Raw genomic sequence first — 16,630 nt, forward strand, 5'->3', positions numbered from 1 at the left:
GGAACCTAGGGCAAAGCGGCATGAGCGACCAGACAGCACAACTTGAATGGCGCGATGGAACGATCCCCGTTTCGATAAAATTCGACGACCCCTATTTCTCGCTGGCAGGCGGATTGGAAGAAACCCGGCATGTTTTCCTTAGCGGGAACGATCTCCCCGCGCGCTATTGCGACGGATTCAAGATCGCCGAACTTGGCTTCGGCACAGGACTGTCCATGCTGACCGCGCTTCAGGCCTTCACCGGCGACGGTACGTTGCATTTCACCAGTTTCGAAGCCTACCCGATGACCCGCGCGGACATGGAAGCGGCATTGAAGGCGTTCCCAAATCTCGATCCGTCGCCGTTATTGGATCACTGGCCGAACACAATAATTCGGACGGACCGGCTTCATGCCGACATCATCATCGGGGATGCCCGTGAAATGTTGCCGAAATGGACGGGCAAGGCGAATGCGTGGTTTCTGGACGGGTTCTCCCCGGCCAAAAACCCAGAACTGTGGGCCCCTGATCTGATGGCGGAGGTCGGCGCACATACAGCCCCAAATGGCACCTTTGCGACCTATACCGCAGCCGGCCACGTGCGCCGCAGCCTGACTGAAGCCGGATTTGAGGTCGAGCGCATCAAGGGTTTCGGCCGCAAACGTCACATGAGCATCGGGCGCAAGACATGAGTGGCAACGACACCAAGCGCGGCATCCTGTTAATGTCGCTGACCATGCTGATCTTTGCATCTCAGGATGGTATCTCCCGCTATCTGGCGGGGGAGTATAACGTGCTGATGGTGGTCATGATCCGCTACTGGTTTTTTGCCGCATTTGTGCTGACCGTCTCGGCCAAGCGAGCAGGATCGATAGCCAATGCTGCAAAGACGGAACAGCCGGTTCTGCAAATTTTTCGCGGGGTGCTTTTGGCGCTCGAGGTCTGCGTCATGGTCGCGGCCTTCACCCTTTTGGGGCTGATCGAAAGCATGGCAATTTTCATTTCCTATCCGCTGATTGTTGCAGCCCTGTCTGGCCCCATATTGGGTGAGAACGTCGGCCTCTACCGCTGGACGGCCATCGGCATCGGCTTTGTTGGCGTGATGGTGATCTTGAAGCCCGGCGGTGGTGTGTTCAGCCCCTATGCGCTTGTCGCCGTGACCTCTGCCATGATGTTCGCGCTTTATACGCTGCTGACACGCTACGCGGCCCGCAAAGACACCGCGGCGACGAGCTTCTTTTGGACCGGCGTTGCCGGCGCTGTGGCCATGACAACTATCGGCGTCTGGTTCTGGGAGCCTATGGCCCCGCGTGACTGGCTATGGATGCTGGCGCTTTGCATATCGGGGGCCACCGGCCACTACCTGCTAATTAAAACCTATGAGGTCGCCGAGGCCTCAGCGGTGCAACCCTTCGCCTACTTGCAGTTGGTGTTTGTGTCGGTGATCGGGCTGCTTGTCTTCCACGAGGACTTGCGCACCAACGTGGTCATCGGCGCGGGATTGGTTATCGCGGCGGGCATCTTCACCTTATGGCGGGCAAGACGCGCTACTGCTTAAGCTGGTCGCTGAGCTTTATATCGTCCACGCGGCCCGTCAGGCGGGCCCGATACGGCGCGAAGCTTTCGGTCACGCGCATCACGTAATTTCGGGTCTCGCGGAACGGGATGCCCTCGATCCAGTCCACGACATCCACGTCCGAGCCACGTGGATCGCCAAACAAGGCTGGCCAACGCTCTGCTCGGCTCGGGCCGGCGTTGTAGCCAATAGACATCAGCACAGGGTTCGCCCCGAAGCGGTCCGACAATTTGCGCAAATAGGCGGTGCCTAGACGCGCGTTATATTGGGGATCTTCTGTCAAGCGCGCCCGCTCGTAGTTCTCACCGATCTCACCGGCGACCTGTTGGGCCGTGCCAGGCATCAATTGCATCAATCCACGCGCGCCCGCACCGCTAACGACAGCAGGATCAAATTCGCTTTCGCGCCGAGCGATCGACAGCGCAAATTCTTCGGGAATATCCATCTCGATGCCCTTGGGCACCCAGATCGGGAAGTAACCGCGGTAAATCTCGAACCCCTGACGCGCCGCCTGCTTGGCAAGCATCAGGGCAAGGTGCGGCTCCTCCCATTCGAGCGCCATGTCGATCATCTGGCCAATGCCTTCGCGCGACTGGGATTCGGCCAGGTGCACAAGGAACCGCTCCGACAGACTTAGTAGCCCCGCCAAATGAAGGCTGACCGCTGCGTCATAGACTGTCGATTTCGTAAAATCGGCGGCACGCCAGTCTGGGAATTCCTCGGTGCCAGCCATCAACGGATCGCGCTGGACGCCGCCGCGCTCAGCGGCGAGTTGACCATAGAAGGACGATTGATACAGCGCGCCGAACTCATAGGCCGCTTTTGCGATCTCGGTTTCACCTTTGGCCTCATACGCGCGACCCAGCCAATACCCGGCGCGGCCAAGCGAAATCGGAGTTTCAACAGCGGATTGGAACCGCTCGAAATGGGTCAAGGCCTGCTCTGGCGCGTTCAGCTTTCGCAAGGCGATGAAGCCAGACAGCCACTCAAGATCCGCATAGGCCGAGCCTGCTGTCAGAAAATGCTGCGAAGCAACGGCGTAGGCTTCCGCGTGCTTTCCATCGCGCATGAGCTCTCGCGCTAGAGAACGGCGTCGGTCGGCCCATTCGATTGGCTGGCCAAGGTCAGGCACGGACAGGGACCGTTCCAGCAATACTTCCACGGCGTCCTCGGTGCGGCCTTTGCGGGCGCGCCACAAAAAGCGTTCAAAGGCGAGGCCCGCATCTTCCGCAAGATTTGAAGGCACCGCTTCAATCATGGCGTCCACGCCAGCCTCGTTCCCCCGAAGGCCCATGCGGGCAATCGCAAGCTTCGCCCATGCTTCGGGCACAAGGTTGAACATCCGCTGTGCCGCGCGGTCTTCTCCGCGCCATAACAGGGTATCCAGCCGCGCTGTGTGAAGGTCTTTCAAAATATCGCCGTGCCGTTCGACAAAGGCGTCGTGTTCGACCTGTGCGAGGTTGAATACCTGCCAAGCGCGCCGCGCTTCCGAGCGGGCCTCCTCGTTACGGCTGGCTTTTTGCAAAGCCTCGATCAGGCGAAGGGAACCGGTCCCTGTTTGCGGGATGGTGTCGGCAAAGAAGGCCAGAACCACCTCTGGCGAGGCCCCATCGCGCGGGATTGAGTATTCGCAGCGCAAACGCAGCAGCGGCAATCCGGGCCAGTCGTCATGGCGCGCCAAAAAATCCGTGCATTCATCGAAGCTGCCTTGCCGCCCGCGGAGCCGCATCCAGTCAATAACATCGCGGGCAACGGCGTCGGATATCCCTGCCTGCAAACTTGTTGCGCGGTCCCATTCGCGGGCCTCGGAGGCGGCCACGGCTTGGGCAAGTGGGGGCGATTCTTGCGCCACCACGCCGCCCGCACAGCCCATAAAGACCGCGACAACAGCACCGCCGAACCTTGTGAACACAGCAACTCCCTCCAATTCGTCCTGAACAATAGGTAGGTGAGTGACGGCCCCATGCAACTCACATCGGTGAGATCAACCCCCTTGCAGCGGCGTTCCGCCAACGGTATCGGAGCATTGAGACAACCAAACCAAAGGAGACGTGTCATGTTTAAAGGCTCAATGCCCGCGCTGGTCACGCCGTTCAATAACGGCGCCGTGGATTTTGACGCGCTCAAACACTTGGTTGAATGGCACATCGAACAAGGCTCCCACGGTCTGGTCCCCATGGGCACAACTGGGGAAAGCCCAACTGTTAGCCATGACGAACATGACGCCGTGGTCGAAACAGTTGTGAAAGCAGTCGCTGGCCGCGTGCCGGTCATTGCGGGCGCTGGCTCCAACAACACCGCCGAAACCGTGCGCCTTGTTCAGCACGCCAAAGAGGTCGGCGCGGATGCCGCACTTGTGGTCACGCCTTATTACAACAAACCCACCCAGCGCGGCCTAATGGCCCATTTCACCGCTGCGGCGGATTGTGGTCTGCCGATCTTCATCTACAACATCCCACCCCGTTCGGTGATCGACATGACGCCGGCGACTATGGGCGAGTTGGCCAAACACCCGATGATTGTTGGTGTGAAAGACTCGACCGCCGACATCTCGCGTGTGTCCCAACAGCGTATCACCTGTGGCACCGAGTTCTTGCAGTTCTCTGCCGAAGATGCGACCGCCCTTGGCGCACATGTGCACGGGTCAATCGGGTGCATCTCGGTCACGGCCAACGTTGCCCCGAAGCTGTGCGCTGAGTTCCAGAACGCGATGGCAGCTGGCGACTACAAAACGGCCCTGACCTATCAGGACCGCTTGATGCCGCTGCACAACGCCATCTTCACGGAGCCCGGTCTTGTGGGTGCCAAGTACGGACTGTCTTTGCTGGGCAAATGCTCTGAAGAGGTCCGCTCCCCGCTGACCGCTCTGGAAGACAGCACCAAGGCCGCGATCAAGGACGCAATGGTCTACGCGGGTCTCATCAATTAACTGTTTCGCTGCTCTCACTTCTCCGAAATCCAAGAAGGATCGAAGATGCTCGAAGAGACGCTAAATCGCATTAACACCGAACTGCGCGAGGCCCCCGATAAGGGCCTTGTCGCGGACTATATCCCCGAGCTTGCCAAGATCGATCCAAACCAGTTCGCCATGTCCGTTTGTCTGGCTGACGGGCAGCAGGTCAGTTGCGGCGATTTCACCACCAATTTTTCCATGCAGAGCGTGTCCAAGGCGTTCACCCTTGCGATGGCGCTTGGCCGCTATGGCGACGGCCTGTGGAAGCGCGTCGGGCGCGAACCGACCAGCAATGCGTTCAACTCGGTCGTTGATCTGGAATTGGGCGGCGGCAAACCCCGCAACCCTTTCGTCAATGCAGGGGCTATCGTTGTGACTGACGCGCTGCTTTCGGGACGGACGCCCAAGGATACGCTAGCCGAAATCGTGCAATTTGTGCGGGCCGCGGTGGGCGATGGCGACATCTACATCAACCACGACATGGCCCGCTCAGAGAACATCACCGGCCATCGCAATTGGTCCCTGGCCCATTTCCTGAAATCCACGGACAATCTGGAGCACGAGTGCGAGCTGACGCTTGGCACCTATTTCCACCAATGCTCGATTGAGCTGAATTGCCAGCAACTGGCGCGTGCAGGCCGCTTTCTCGCTGGCCTCAGTGGCGGCCATGACATGATCGCGAACCGTCATGTGCGCAGCATCAACGCATTAATGATGACCTGCGGGCATTACGACGGATCAGGCGAATTCGCATATCGTGTCGGATTCCCCGGAAAGAGTGGCGTCAGCGGAGGTATTCTTGCGATCGTTCCGGGCGTTGCGTCAGTTGCGGTGTGGGCCCCGGGTCTGAACAGCTTTGGTAACTCCCAACTTGGCACACTGGCGTTGGAACGCCTGTCGCTTGCGATGAGCTGGTCAGTCTTTGATACCAAGTGAGCGAGTAGCCTCTTGGGATTGACCCCAAGACGTGGCCTCCCTACCTAGAGAAGATCATGGCTAACAAACCCAAATCCGCAGAAGAGCGAAATTACAAAGTGGTGTCGGAGAACCGGCGCGCTCGCTTTGACTATGCCATAGAGGATGACCTCGAATGTGGCATCATGCTAGAAGGGTCTGAGGTAAAATCCCTGCGGACGGGGCAAGCCCAGATCGCCGAAAGCTACGCCGCCGTCGAGGATGGTGAATTGTGGCTGGTGAACAGCTACTTCCCACCCTACGAGCAGGCCAAAACCTTCTCCCATGAAGAACGTCGCCGCCGCAAACTGCTGGTGAAGCAAAAAGAACTGGCGAAGCTTTGGTCCGCAACCCAGCGCGAAGGCATGACCCTCGTGCCGATGGTCTTGTACTTCAACCACAAGGGCCGCGCGAAGATCAAAATCGGCATCGCCAAGGGCAAGAAGCTGCACGATAAGCGGGAAACCTCCGCCAAGCGCGATTGGCAGCGTTCCAAGGCGCGCTTGATGAAGGATCACGGCTAACGCCCCTTGCCTCACGGGCCGCCCGCCGCTACCTCTGGGCCAACCCGCCCTGATCCGGAGCGCACGCGATGTCAGACGACCCCAAAACTCTCGTATCCACCCAATGGCTGGAAGATCACCTCAACACCCCCGACCTGCGGGTTCTGGACGCGTCATGGTATCTGCCAGATATGAATCGAGATGCCCGCGCCGAATATGACCGCGGCCATATCCCCGGCGCACGGTTCTTTGACATTGACGAGATCAGCGACACCCGCTCCTCCCTGCCGCACATGGCTCCACCGGTCGAAAAATTCATGTCCCGGTCGCGCGCGCTCGGGGTCGGGGATGGTCATCAGATCGTGGTCTATGACGGCGCGGGTCTGTTTTCCGCAGCCCGTGTCTGGTGGCTCTATCGCCTGATGGGCAAAACCGACGTTGCCGTATTGGACGGGGGCTATCCCAAATGGCTGGCAGAAGGCCGCCCGACGGAAGACCTGCCACCCGTTCTCAAGGAACGGCACATCACGATCCACCGGCAAGCCCAACTCGTGCGCGATGTCACGCAAGTCGCTGCCGCGTCCAAGCTGTCGGATCATACGATCCTGGACGCGCGCGGCGCGCCGCGGTTCAAAGGCGAGGAGCCGGAGCCACGCGCTGGCCTGCGATCCGGTCATATCCCCAATTCCAGAAACGTGCCTTACACCTCCGTGCTCAATGCCAACGGGACAATGAAATCCCATGCCGACCTGCGCGAAGTTTTCCACGACGCGAAGGCGGACCTGACCAAGCCGATCATCACGACCTGCGGCTCTGGTGTCACCGCCGCTGTACTGAGCCTCGCGCTGGAGCGCATCGGGAACCGCAATCATTCGCTCTATGACGGCTCTTGGGCCGAATGGGGCCAGTTCGACCAACTCGCCGTGGAGACCGGATAATGTTCGAGACGCTAAAAGCTCAGCCCGCTGACAAAATTCTGTCACTTATGGCGGCATTTCGCGAAGACCCGCGTGAGGGCAAAATTGACCTCGGCGTGGGCGTTTACAAGAACGCCGAGGGGCAAACACCCATAATGCGCTCCGTGAAGACCGCCGAACAAAAGCTTTGGCAGATCGAAGACACCAAAAGCTATACTGGCCTTGCTGGCGATGCTGGCTTCCATGACGCACTCAGAATGCTGATCCTCGGCGACGCGGCAACCAAAGACCAAGTCGCAGCCGCAGCCACGCCGGGGGGCACAGGCGCGATCCGGCAAGGGCTGGAGCTGATCCGCATGGCATCGCCAAAGGCGACGGTCTGGCTTTCGGCCCCAACTTGGCCAAACCATCCCTCAATCATCAAATATCTCGGCATGCCGATGGCCGAGTACCGCTACTTTGATGCGGAAACACGCGGGGTGGATTTCGGCGGAATGCTCACCGATCTGGACCAAGCCAAACCGGGCGATGTGGTTCTGTTGCACGGCTGCTGCCACAACCCGACCGGCGCGAACCTGACTGCGAGCCAATGGCAGGAAGTCGCAGACTTCCTGAAATCCAAGCAACTGATCCCCTTTGTCGACATTGCTTACCAAGGGTTCGGAGACGGTCTGGACGCAGACGCGTTCGGCCCGCGCCATCTGGCCAAAACCCAGCCGGAAATGCTGATTGCCGCAAGCTGCTCAAAGAACTTCGGCGTCTACCGAGAGCGTGTGGGCCTGTTGATGGCCGTGTCCCAAGACCCGTCCAAAACTCCGCTGAACCAAGGCACCGTCGCCTTTCTGAACCGCCAGAACTATTCGTTTCCGCCGGATCATGGCGCGCGGCTGGTCACGATGGTGCTGACTGATGATGCTCTGCGCAGCGATTGGCTGAACGAGTTGGAAGGCATCCGCACCGGAATGCTTTCGCTGCGACAATCTCTGGCAGACGCCTTGCGCAAGCGCACCAATTCCGACCGCTTTGACTTCATTGCGCAGCATCGCGGGATGTTCTCCCGCCTTGGCGCGACAGAGGCGCAGGTCGAGCAAATGCGCCAGAGCCATGGGATTTATATGGTGTCTGACAGCCGCTTGAACATCGCTGGCCTGAACGCCCAATCGGTTCCAATACTTGCAGACGCAATCGTAGCCGCAGGCGTTTAGCAACAACCCGCCTATGACAGAACACCGCGCTTGGCAGACGTCACGGGCGCGGCTATCCCGTTCGCCATGATACGCGCGTTTCTCATCCTGATGCTGCTGGCATTGCCTGCCTGCTCAAACTCTGCGCCCAAAGAGGTCGCGGAGCAGCGCCAAGCGATACCGCTGCATCCGAACGAGACGCCAGAGCTTCGCCTGCTCATCAACAAATACGCCGACCTCTACGAAGTGCCGCGCGCTTTGGTGCATCGTCAAATCATCCGCGAAAGCACCCACCGCCCCGAGGCGCGCAACGGCCCGTATTATGGCCTTATGCAAATCCTGCCTGCCACGGCCCGCACCATGGGCCATCGCGGCCCGCCGAATAGTTTGCTGGATGCCGAGACCAACCTGAAATACGCCGTCAAATACCTGCGCGGCGCGTGGCTGCTGTCCGATGGTAGCCATGACGAGGCGGTAAAGTGGTATTCGCGCGGCTACTATTACGAAGCCAAGCGGCGCGGGATGCTTGTTGAGACGGGGCTTCGTTCCGGTTAAGCCTTGCTTAAGACTGGGCGCTCCACTAAACGCGCGCTCTGAACCACAAGTCTCCGCCACCTTGTCAAAACGGAATTACAGTATGACACGTCTTCTTCCTGGCATCCTTGCCATGGCCGCCACTGTCGTGGCCTCGAATATTCTCGTCCAGTTCTTGCTGGGCAGTTGGCTCACTTGGGGGGCCTTCACCTACCCCATCGCATTCCTTGTCACAGATGTGATGAACCGCATCTATGGGCCTTCCGCCGCACGCCGCGTTGTATTCGCAGGGTTTCTAGTTGGAATCATTTGCTCACTCATCGGATCGCAGATCATGTTGGAGTACGGGCCCGCGGTGCCACTTCGAATTGCCGTCGCATCCGCCATCGCGTTCCTGTCTGCACAACTTTTAGACGTGTCGATTTTTGACCGTCTGCGCGAGGGAACGTGGTGGAAGGCCCCGCTGGCATCGACGCTTGTCGGGTCCGTTGTAGACACAGCGCTGTTCTTCACCATAGCATTCTCGGCCTCAATCACCCTATTCGGAGCGGGAAATGATGAAGCGATTTCATGGGCTTGGGAGGGCGTTCCGCTTTTGGGTCAGGGCGCAATTCTTCCGCTTTGGGTTTCCCTCGCGATTGCGGATTGGGGCGTGAAACTTGCTATCGCCCTGCTCGCGCTGATCCCGTTCCGTATCATTGTTGGAAAAGTTTCACACAAATTCGCGTAGAAACTTCTTGAGTTATCCACAAGATGTGGCACCTTTCTCTTTAACAGCAACCAGAGAAAGGAGGTGTCCATGTCTAGAGTGATATTGGAGCAAGGTGTCAGGCAAGGTACGGAGGTGCGTGTCTAGGGGCAGTCCCCTAACCCACACCGAGGTATCGGTCACGGATCAACCTGACCCACCTCCATCAGATCTCGGAAAGGGCGCCCCGTGCTGTGGGCGCCCTTTCTTCTGTCAACGCCCTAGACATGTCGCCTGGATGAGGGTCGCAAGCTGCATTTGCGATGATTTCCAGCAGCTCTGGCGACGCGCGCGCGCGAAGTTCGCTGTGCCGTTTGAACGCACCCCCTATACAAGCGCCCCCAAGCAGCGTATTGCCGCCCACTTGCGGTGCGCGCTCAGGGCACGGGCCGCTTTTGGTGGCCAAATAGGGGTGGCTGCCGTTTCCTTTTTGCCCTGACCAGAAAAGAGTGACCCGTGATACAAACGATTCAAGACGCGCTGACAGAGCGCGGCTACACCGACCTGACTCCCGTTCAAACCGCAGTAACAGATGCCGAATATGGTGACGCAGACCTTCTGGTCTCGGCGCAGACCGGCTCCGGCAAAACTGTTGCCTTTGGCCTCGCCATCGCGCCGACATTGCTGGGCGAGGATCAAACATTCGGCCGCGCTGCGGCGCCGCTGGCGCTGGTGATTGCACCTACGCGCGAATTGGCCCTTCAGGTCAAACGCGAGCTGTCCTGGCTCTATGCAAAAGCAGGTGCCGTTGTGGCGTCTTGCGTGGGCGGCATGGATATGCGCGACGAGCGTCGTGCCTTGGACCGTGGTGCGCATATCGTCGTGGCCACACCGGGTCGTTTGCGCGACCATATCCAGCGAAGCTCCATCGACCTGAGCGAAGCCCGTGCCGTGGTGCTGGACGAAGCTGACGAGATGCTGGACCTAGGCTTCCGTGAAGATCTGGAATTCATCCTGTCCGAAGCGCCTGAAACCCGCCGCACCTTGATGTTCTCGGCCACCGTTCCGGCCTCCATTGCAAAGCTGGCGAAGAGCTACCAGAAGGACGCCATTCGCGTGTCCACAAAAGCCGAGCATTCACAACACACAGATATCGAATATCGCGCAATGGCTGTCGCCCCGCGTGACGCTGAGAATAGCCTTATCAACGTGCTGCGCTACTACGAGGCCCCGACGGCCATCGTTTTCTGTAACACCCGCGCCATGGTGAACCGCCTGACCACCCGTTTCTCGAACCGGGGCTTCTCGGTCGTGGCGCTGTCAGGTGAGCTGAGCCAGAACGAACGCACCCACGCGCTGCAATCCATGCGTGATGGCCGTGCGCGCGTTTGCGTGGCCACTGATGTTGCTGCGCGCGGAATCGACCTGCCCAATCTTGAACTGGTGATCCACGCCGAATTGCCAAACAACCACGAAACTCTGCTGCACCGTTCTGGCCGGACAGGCCGTGCAGGCCGCAAAGGCGTCAGCGCGATGATCGTGCCTGCGAAGATGCGCCGCAAAGCCGAACGCCTGCTGCAAGGTGCGAAGGTGAAAGCCGAATGGGCGGAAGCCCCGTCCGCCGACGACGTAAACGCGCGCGATGAAGAACGACTGTTCAATAACCCCGTCTGGACCGACACAGCGACCGATAGCGAAGCAGGCTTGGTCACAAAGCTGATCGAGCGCTTCTCGCCCGAACAGATCGCAACAGCCTATACACGACTGTTCCGTGAACGGCAGTCGGCCCCAGAAGATCTGGCTCCATCCGGCTCTGATGCGCCGAAAGAGCGCCCAGCCTTTGGCGAAAGCGTTTGGTTCTCGGTCTCTATCGGTCGCAAAGACAACGCAGAACCACGCTGGTTGCTGCCTGCATTGTGCCGCGCTGGCGATCTGACCAAGGACGACATTGGCGCCATCCGCATCCAGCAGAACGCAAGCTTTGTTGAAATCCTGAAAGCCAGTGAAGACCGGTTTCTGAAATCTCTCGGCGATGGGATGAAACTTGAAGACGGTGCAATTGTCACCCGCCTCGACAAAGCGCCTGACTTCACGTCCATGCCACGTCCGCAAGGTGGCAAAAAACCTTTCGACAAGAAGCCTTACGACAAAAAACCATACGAGAAGAAACCTTATCGCGACGACTACGATACGCCACCACGCCCTGCCGCGACAGAGCAGCCTAAATCAGGGAAAAGCATCAGCGATGCGCGCCCAGAAGGTGCCGTGACGAGCCATAAGCCGCGCCCAGCCGGTGACAAAAAACCGTATGAGAAAAAACCCTACGAAAAGAAGGGCGACAAGAAGCCTTACGAGAAGAAACCGCATGGGGACAAAGCCCCCTATGAGAAACGTGGCGAAAAGCCTGCTTTTGACAAGAAGCCTGGTGGCAAAAAGCCGTTCCGCAAGGCCGATGGAGAAAAGCCTTTCCGCAAGGCCGATGGCGAAAAACCGTTCCGCAAGGCCGACGGGGACAAGCCACGTTTCGACAAGAAACCGGGCGGCAAGAAGCCCTTCAACAAGGCTGATGGCGGCAAACCCGCGGGCAAGCGCCCATCTGCAAGCGCGAATGACACGTCCAAGCGCTTCACCCCTCCGGGTGGCAAGGTAAAGCCACGCGTCAGCAAGGGCGCAGGTGCCACACCAAAACGGGGCAAGGGAAAACCTTAATCCGGCATATTCACCGAAAGGATCATGGGGTATCAAAGCCCCATGATCCGCGTGAATGACACCATCACCATTGAAGACTGGGAACTGACGGAAAGCTTCACCCGCGCCCAAGGGCCAGGCGGGCAAAACGTCAACAAAGTCTCCACCGCTGTTGAACTGCGGTTCGAAGCGGCGCGGTCCCCAAACCTGACCGCCCCGGTAAAAGCCCGTCTAAAACGCCTTGCAGGACGGCGCTGGACAACCGAAGGCGCGCTGATCGTTTTTGTGCAAGACACGCGTTCGCAAGCGCGCAATCGTGAGATCGCGGAGGTTCGTTTACGTGAATTGATCCTCAAAGCGCTAGAAACCCCAAAGCGCCGGATCAAGACGCGCCCGACCCTTGGATCGCAGCGGCGCAGGATCGCCACCAAGAAGCAGCGTGGCGAGGTTAAATCGCTGCGTGGAAAGGTCACTGATGATGACTGATCTCATGGCTCGGCGCGAGCGACTTTTGGGTCCCAACGTCCCTACCTTTTACGAGCAACCCGTCCATTTGTTGCGTGGCGAGGGCGTTTGGCTGTGGGACGCGGACGGACGCAAATATCTTGATTGTTATAATAACGTCCCGCATGTCGGGCATTGCCATCCGCATGTGGTGGAGGCGATTGCGAGACAGGCGTCAACGCTCAATACACATACGCGGTATCTCCACGAAAGCATCCTGGATTACACCGAACGGCTGACGGCAACGCTCTCTCACGATCTGAGCCAGATGATTATGGTTTGCACCGGTTCTGAGGCAAACGACATCGCGCTGCGTATGGCGCAGGCGGTCACAGGCAAAACCGGCATCATCGCGACGGACAACACCTACCACGGCAACACGCTTGCCACCTCGCAACTCTCGACACGACGCCCGCCAATTGGAGGCTACCCGCGAAATGTGCGTCTGGTGCCCGCGCCTGATACTGTGCGCCCCGTTGGGGGATCGCTGGAAGGGCAGCCGCAAGCCTTCGCCGACTATGTTGCAACCGCGATTGCAGAGCTGGAGGCTGAGGGCTGCGGGTTCTCTGGCATGATGTTGTGCCCTGTCTTTGCCAATGAAGGCATTCCCGCTATCACACCGGGCTTTCTTGATCCGACGATAGAGGTAGTGCACCGTGCGGGCGGCTTGTTGCTATGTGACGAGGTCCAACCTGGGTTTGGCCGGATCGGGGAAACGTTTTGGGGGCATGACTGGCTGGGCTTTGCGCCGGACGTCGTCACGATCGGCAAGCCAATGGCCAATGGTCACCCCGCTGCAGCGGTGATCGCACGCCCTGACATTATGTCGGCCTTCCGAACGGCCTTCGGCTATTTCAACACATTCGGGGGCAACCCAGTGAGTTGCGCTGCTGCTATGGCAACGCTGGACGTCATCGAGACCGACAAATTACAGGAAAACGCTCGCGTTGTTGGAACCTATGCACTTAAACGCCTGAAGCAGATCGAACACCCTTGGAAGGCAGAGGCGCGAGGCTCGGGCCTGTTTTTCGGAATTGAGTTTGTTCAACCCAACGGACAGCCTGCAACTGCGTTTGCCGCACAGGTCGTCGAGTATATGCGCGAAGGCGGCGTGCTGATGAACAGGATCGGGCGAGACATGAACACCCTTAAGATGCGCCCACCAATGCCGTTTGGGAGAGATCACGCAGATATCGCGATGGACCTTCTTGAACAAGCGTTGCGAGAGGTGCCTTGTGACGCCTGAGACCGCGACTGCCAAAGCGCTGATCGCCGCCGCTGCTTGGGGCGGCACGGATGGGACACCGCGCCTCATCAATAACCGCGAAAACGCAGTGTTTGAGGTCCGGTTTTCCAACGGGATGTGCGCTGCCCTGCGGCTACACAGAATGGGCTACCAATCCACCGCGTCGATTAAGTCAGAGCTTCTTTGGACGGAAAAACTGCACGAGGCCGGGTTCGCCTGCCCAAACCCAATCCGAACCTCAGAGGACGCGCTCACATACGAGCTGTATGATGGCCAGATTGCTTCTGCCGTCAGCTGGATTGAGGCCACGCCTATTGGAGAGAGCGATGTCCTCTTCGACGGTAGCGCACCAGATCACTGCGCGCTTTACCGCAATGTTGGCCGCCTGATCGGACAATTGCACCAAGCAACCGATGCCATTGATACGGCTCCATTGCAGCGCCCGCTTTGGGACAGTGAAGCCCTGCTCGGGGACGACCCACATTGGGGGCGCTTTTGGGAGAACCCTTCTCTAGCCCCAGATGAGGCCACGCTTTTGCAAACGGCCCGTGACAAAGCTAGGGCGCACCTTCTGGCCCTGGATATGTCGATAGTTCTGATTCATGCCGATTTGCTGCAAGAAAACATTCTGCACAACAACGATGGGCTTTGGCTTATCGATTTCGACGATGGTGGGTTTGGATATCGTGGCTATGACTTAGGGACGGCCCTAATCCAGCATGCAGAACTTCCCTATATGGACGACCTTTCAAAGGCGTTGATGTCCGGTTACCAAAGCGTCTGTGGCCCGCAGCCCGAGATCGAAACCGCGATACCGTTATTTGTGATGCTTCGCAGCATGGCGTCCTGTGGATGGATCATCTCCCGAACCGAACCGGGTGATCCGCGCCAGAGGGTCTACGCTGAACGCGCGCTCCATTGTACGCGCAGCTACCTCTAGACCACGACCGCGATGTCTTCTTGATCTCCGACCCCGAAGACACGCTTGTAGCGTTCGATCTCGTCGGCTGGCCCCATCGCTTTGCGCGGGTTGTCTGACAATTTGACTGTCGGGCGTCCATTCGCCGACACAGCCTTGCAGACCAGTGAAAACGGCGCCAAGCCATCGCCCGGCACAAGTCCGCGAAAATCGTTGGTCAGCAATGTGCCCCACCCGAAAGAGACACGAACGCGGCCACGGAATTGTGCCTGAAGCTCGACGATCTTGCCGACATCCAAACCGTCAGAGAAAATGACAAGCTTCTGTGTGGGGTCCTCGCCCCGCGAGGTCCACCAGCGAATTGCGCGCTCTGCGCCTTCAGCCGGATCGCCGCTGTCGATACGAATACCCGTCCAGCCCGCAAGCCAATCAGGCGCACCCTCTAAAAATCCATCTGTGCCGTAAGTGTCGGGCAAAATGATCCTCAGATTGCCTTCATGCTCTTCATGCCAGTCGGCCAGAACGTCGTACGGGGCTTGCCGCAGCGCGTCATCCGTTTCTGCCAAGGCCGAGTAGACCATTGGCAACTCATGGGCATTCGTGCCGATCGCCTCAACCTCGCGGCGCATGGCGATGAGGCAATTGGACGTGCCCACGAACTTTCCGCCCAGTCCTTCCTGCATTGCCTGAACACACCAGTCTTGCCACATAAAACTATGCCGGCGACGTGTCCCAAAATCCGCAAGTCGCAGGTCCTCAACGCCCTGAAGAATTTCGACTTTCTCCCACAGACGGGTCATCGCACGCGCGTACAATACTTGAAGCTCAAACCGGCCCATGCTTTTCAGCACGGCGCGTGACCGCAGTTCCATCAACACCGCAAGGGCGGGGATCTCCCAGAGCATTACTTCGGGCCACTTGCCCTCGAATGTCAGCTCGTATTGACCGTCGCGTTTTTCCAGATGGTAGGGGGGCAGGGAGACGTTCTCGAACCACTCCATGAAATCCGGACGAAACATTTGGCGTTTGCCGTAGAACGTATTGCCGCGAAGGAAGGTGCTTTCGCCGCGCGACAGCGACAGCGAGCGAATGTGGTCCAATTGCTCGCGCAGCTCGCCCTCGTCCACCAGTTCTGCCAGCCGGATATCCTTGGAGCGGTTGATAAGCGAGAACGTAACATTCGTATCCCGCTTGTTGCGGAAGACCGATTGGCACATCAGAAGCTTGTAGAAATCCGTGTCGATCAACGACCGCACTATCGGGTCGATCTTCCACTTATGGTTGTAAACCCGCGTCGCTATATCAACCATTGAGATGCACTCCAGCTTCGATCATGCCCGCGCGCGCCGCCGCCAGAGAACCATCCAGATCAATTGCGCGGCACAGAGACGTTTCAACAGAGACGTCAAAACCCAGCCGCGCGCCGTCGACCGCGGAAAAGTTCACGCAAAAATCCAGCGCCAATCCAACGATTGTCAGCTTGTTGATACCGCGCGCGCGCAAATAGCCCTCAAGCCCGGTTGGCGTCGTGTGGTCATTCTCGAAAAATGCCGAATAGCTGTCCACTGAAGGGTTGAAGCCCTTGCGCACGATCACCTGAGCCGGATCCGTGTGCAGACCACTATGGAACGCCGCGCCTTTGCTACCCTGAATGCAGTGGTCCGGCCATAAAACCTGCGGGCCGTACGGCATCTCAGTCACCGAAAATGGCGCAAGGCCATCATGGGAAGATGCAAAGGACGAATGCCCAGCCGGATGCCAGTCTTGCGTCAGCACAACAGCGGAGAACTGCGCCATCAACTCGTTGATCGGGCTGACAATCTCGTCACCGCCTTCAACCGCTAGCGCCCCGCCCGGGCAAAAGTCGTTCTGTAGGTCGATGACGATCAAGGCCTCATCAGCTGTGCGCATGTGTCGTTCTCCGAGAAATTCACCTGCAATTGCTAGGGGTAAGCCCGCGTTGCGTCAACAGCCCGCACTTGATC

16 protein-coding genes are annotated in these 16,630 nt (G+C 58.7%); 13 read left to right on the top strand and 3 right to left on the bottom strand.

All coding sequences use genetic code 11. The annotated features are described in order from the left end of the window. Positions 1-20 precede the first annotated feature (20 nt). The gene (gene mnmC2, locus BM352_RS01600) at positions 21-671 is read left to right on the top strand and encodes a tRNA (5-methylaminomethyl-2-thiouridine)(34)-methyltransferase MnmC2 (RefSeq protein WP_090211640.1); all 651 of its coding nucleotides are present in this window, start codon (positions 21-23) and stop codon (positions 669-671) included. Further along, positions 668-1,537, top strand: coding sequence for a DMT family transporter (locus BM352_RS01605; RefSeq protein WP_090211643.1), 870 nt, complete (start codon positions 668-670; stop codon positions 1,535-1,537). Before mnmC2 ends, BM352_RS01605 begins: the two co-directional genes overlap by 4 nt. Here the strand turns inward: BM352_RS01605 and BM352_RS01610 are convergent. After that, positions 1,527-3,467: a lytic transglycosylase domain-containing protein gene (locus BM352_RS01610; RefSeq protein ID WP_245780888.1), complete on the bottom strand. Its 1,941-nt coding sequence runs from the start codon at positions 3,465-3,467 to the stop codon at positions 1,527-1,529. The two genes, BM352_RS01605 and BM352_RS01610, sit on opposite strands and share 11 nt — an antisense overlap. Before the next feature lie 144 nt (positions 3,468-3,611). Here BM352_RS01610 and dapA point away from each other — a divergent pair, with 144 nt between their 5' ends. The 11 genes from dapA to BM352_RS01670 all read left to right on the top strand — a co-directional run bounded on the left by dapA (position 3,612) and on the right by BM352_RS01670 (position 14,666). Then, positions 3,612-4,484 carry a 4-hydroxy-tetrahydrodipicolinate synthase gene (gene dapA / locus BM352_RS01615; protein WP_090211647.1) on the top strand — a complete coding sequence of 291 codons (873 nt, stop codon included), beginning with the start codon at positions 3,612-3,614 and terminating at the stop codon, positions 4,482-4,484. 45 nt (positions 4,485-4,529) lie between these two features. Further along, positions 4,530-5,444, top strand: a complete 915-nt coding sequence (locus tag BM352_RS01620) for a glutaminase (RefSeq protein ID WP_090211649.1) — start codon at positions 4,530-4,532, stop codon at positions 5,442-5,444. A gap of 56 nt (positions 5,445-5,500) precedes the next feature. Further along, positions 5,501-5,986, top strand: coding sequence for an SsrA-binding protein SmpB (smpB, locus tag BM352_RS01625; protein ID WP_090211651.1), 486 nt, complete (start codon positions 5,501-5,503; stop codon positions 5,984-5,986). 68 nt (positions 5,987-6,054) lie between these two features. Then, positions 6,055-6,903 (top strand): 3-mercaptopyruvate sulfurtransferase, encoded by an 849-nt coding sequence (gene sseA / locus BM352_RS01630; RefSeq protein WP_090211654.1) that lies wholly within the window; start codon positions 6,055-6,057, stop codon positions 6,901-6,903. Next, the gene (locus BM352_RS01635; protein ID WP_090211657.1) at positions 6,903-8,087 is read left to right on the top strand and encodes an amino acid aminotransferase; all 1,185 of its coding nucleotides are present in this window, start codon (positions 6,903-6,905) and stop codon (positions 8,085-8,087) included. Before sseA ends, BM352_RS01635 begins: the two co-directional genes overlap by 1 nt. Positions 8,088-8,153: 66 nt before the next feature. Beyond that, on the top strand, positions 8,154-8,621 hold the full coding sequence (locus tag BM352_RS01640) for a lytic transglycosylase domain-containing protein (RefSeq protein ID WP_090219764.1): 468 nt from the start codon (positions 8,154-8,156) through the stop codon (positions 8,619-8,621). An 82-nt stretch (positions 8,622-8,703) separates the two neighbouring features. After that, positions 8,704-9,330, top strand: a complete 627-nt coding sequence (locus BM352_RS01645) for a queuosine precursor transporter (protein ID WP_090211661.1) — start codon at positions 8,704-8,706, stop codon at positions 9,328-9,330. 474 nt (positions 9,331-9,804) lie between these two features. After that, a complete protein-coding gene (locus tag BM352_RS01655; RefSeq protein ID WP_090211665.1) occupies positions 9,805-11,997 on the top strand; it encodes a DEAD/DEAH box helicase in 2,193 nt (730 codons plus the stop codon). Positions 11,998-12,039: 42 nt separating this feature from the next. Then, positions 12,040-12,462 (top strand): alternative ribosome rescue aminoacyl-tRNA hydrolase ArfB, encoded by a 423-nt coding sequence (gene arfB / locus BM352_RS01660; RefSeq protein WP_090211667.1) that lies wholly within the window; start codon positions 12,040-12,042, stop codon positions 12,460-12,462. Then, on the top strand, positions 12,452-13,726 hold the full coding sequence (locus BM352_RS01665) for an aspartate aminotransferase family protein (RefSeq protein ID WP_425434507.1): 1,275 nt from the start codon (positions 12,452-12,454) through the stop codon (positions 13,724-13,726). The genes arfB and BM352_RS01665 overlap by 11 nt, the downstream gene beginning before the upstream one ends. Beyond that, complete coding sequence (locus BM352_RS01670) at positions 13,716-14,666, top strand: phosphotransferase enzyme family protein (protein ID WP_090211672.1); 951 nt, start codon at positions 13,716-13,718, stop codon at positions 14,664-14,666. Before BM352_RS01665 ends, BM352_RS01670 begins: the two co-directional genes overlap by 11 nt. On the opposite strand, the gene pncB is transcribed toward BM352_RS01670, so the two are convergent. Both pncB and pncA read right to left on the bottom strand, forming a co-directional pair. Beyond that, positions 14,663-15,955, bottom strand: coding sequence for a nicotinate phosphoribosyltransferase (gene pncB, locus BM352_RS01675; protein ID WP_090211675.1), 1,293 nt, complete (start codon positions 15,953-15,955; stop codon positions 14,663-14,665). The genes BM352_RS01670 and pncB overlap by 4 nt on opposite strands. Further along, positions 15,948-16,556, bottom strand: coding sequence for a bifunctional nicotinamidase/pyrazinamidase (gene pncA, locus BM352_RS01680; protein WP_090211678.1), 609 nt, complete (start codon positions 16,554-16,556; stop codon positions 15,948-15,950). The genes pncB and pncA overlap by 8 nt, the downstream gene beginning before the upstream one ends. Positions 16,557-16,630 lie beyond the last annotated feature (74 nt).

Origin of the sequence: Litoreibacter janthinus, assembly GCF_900111945.1 — a bacterium.
GTDB lineage: Bacteria > Pseudomonadota > Alphaproteobacteria > Rhodobacterales > Rhodobacteraceae > Litoreibacter > Litoreibacter janthinus.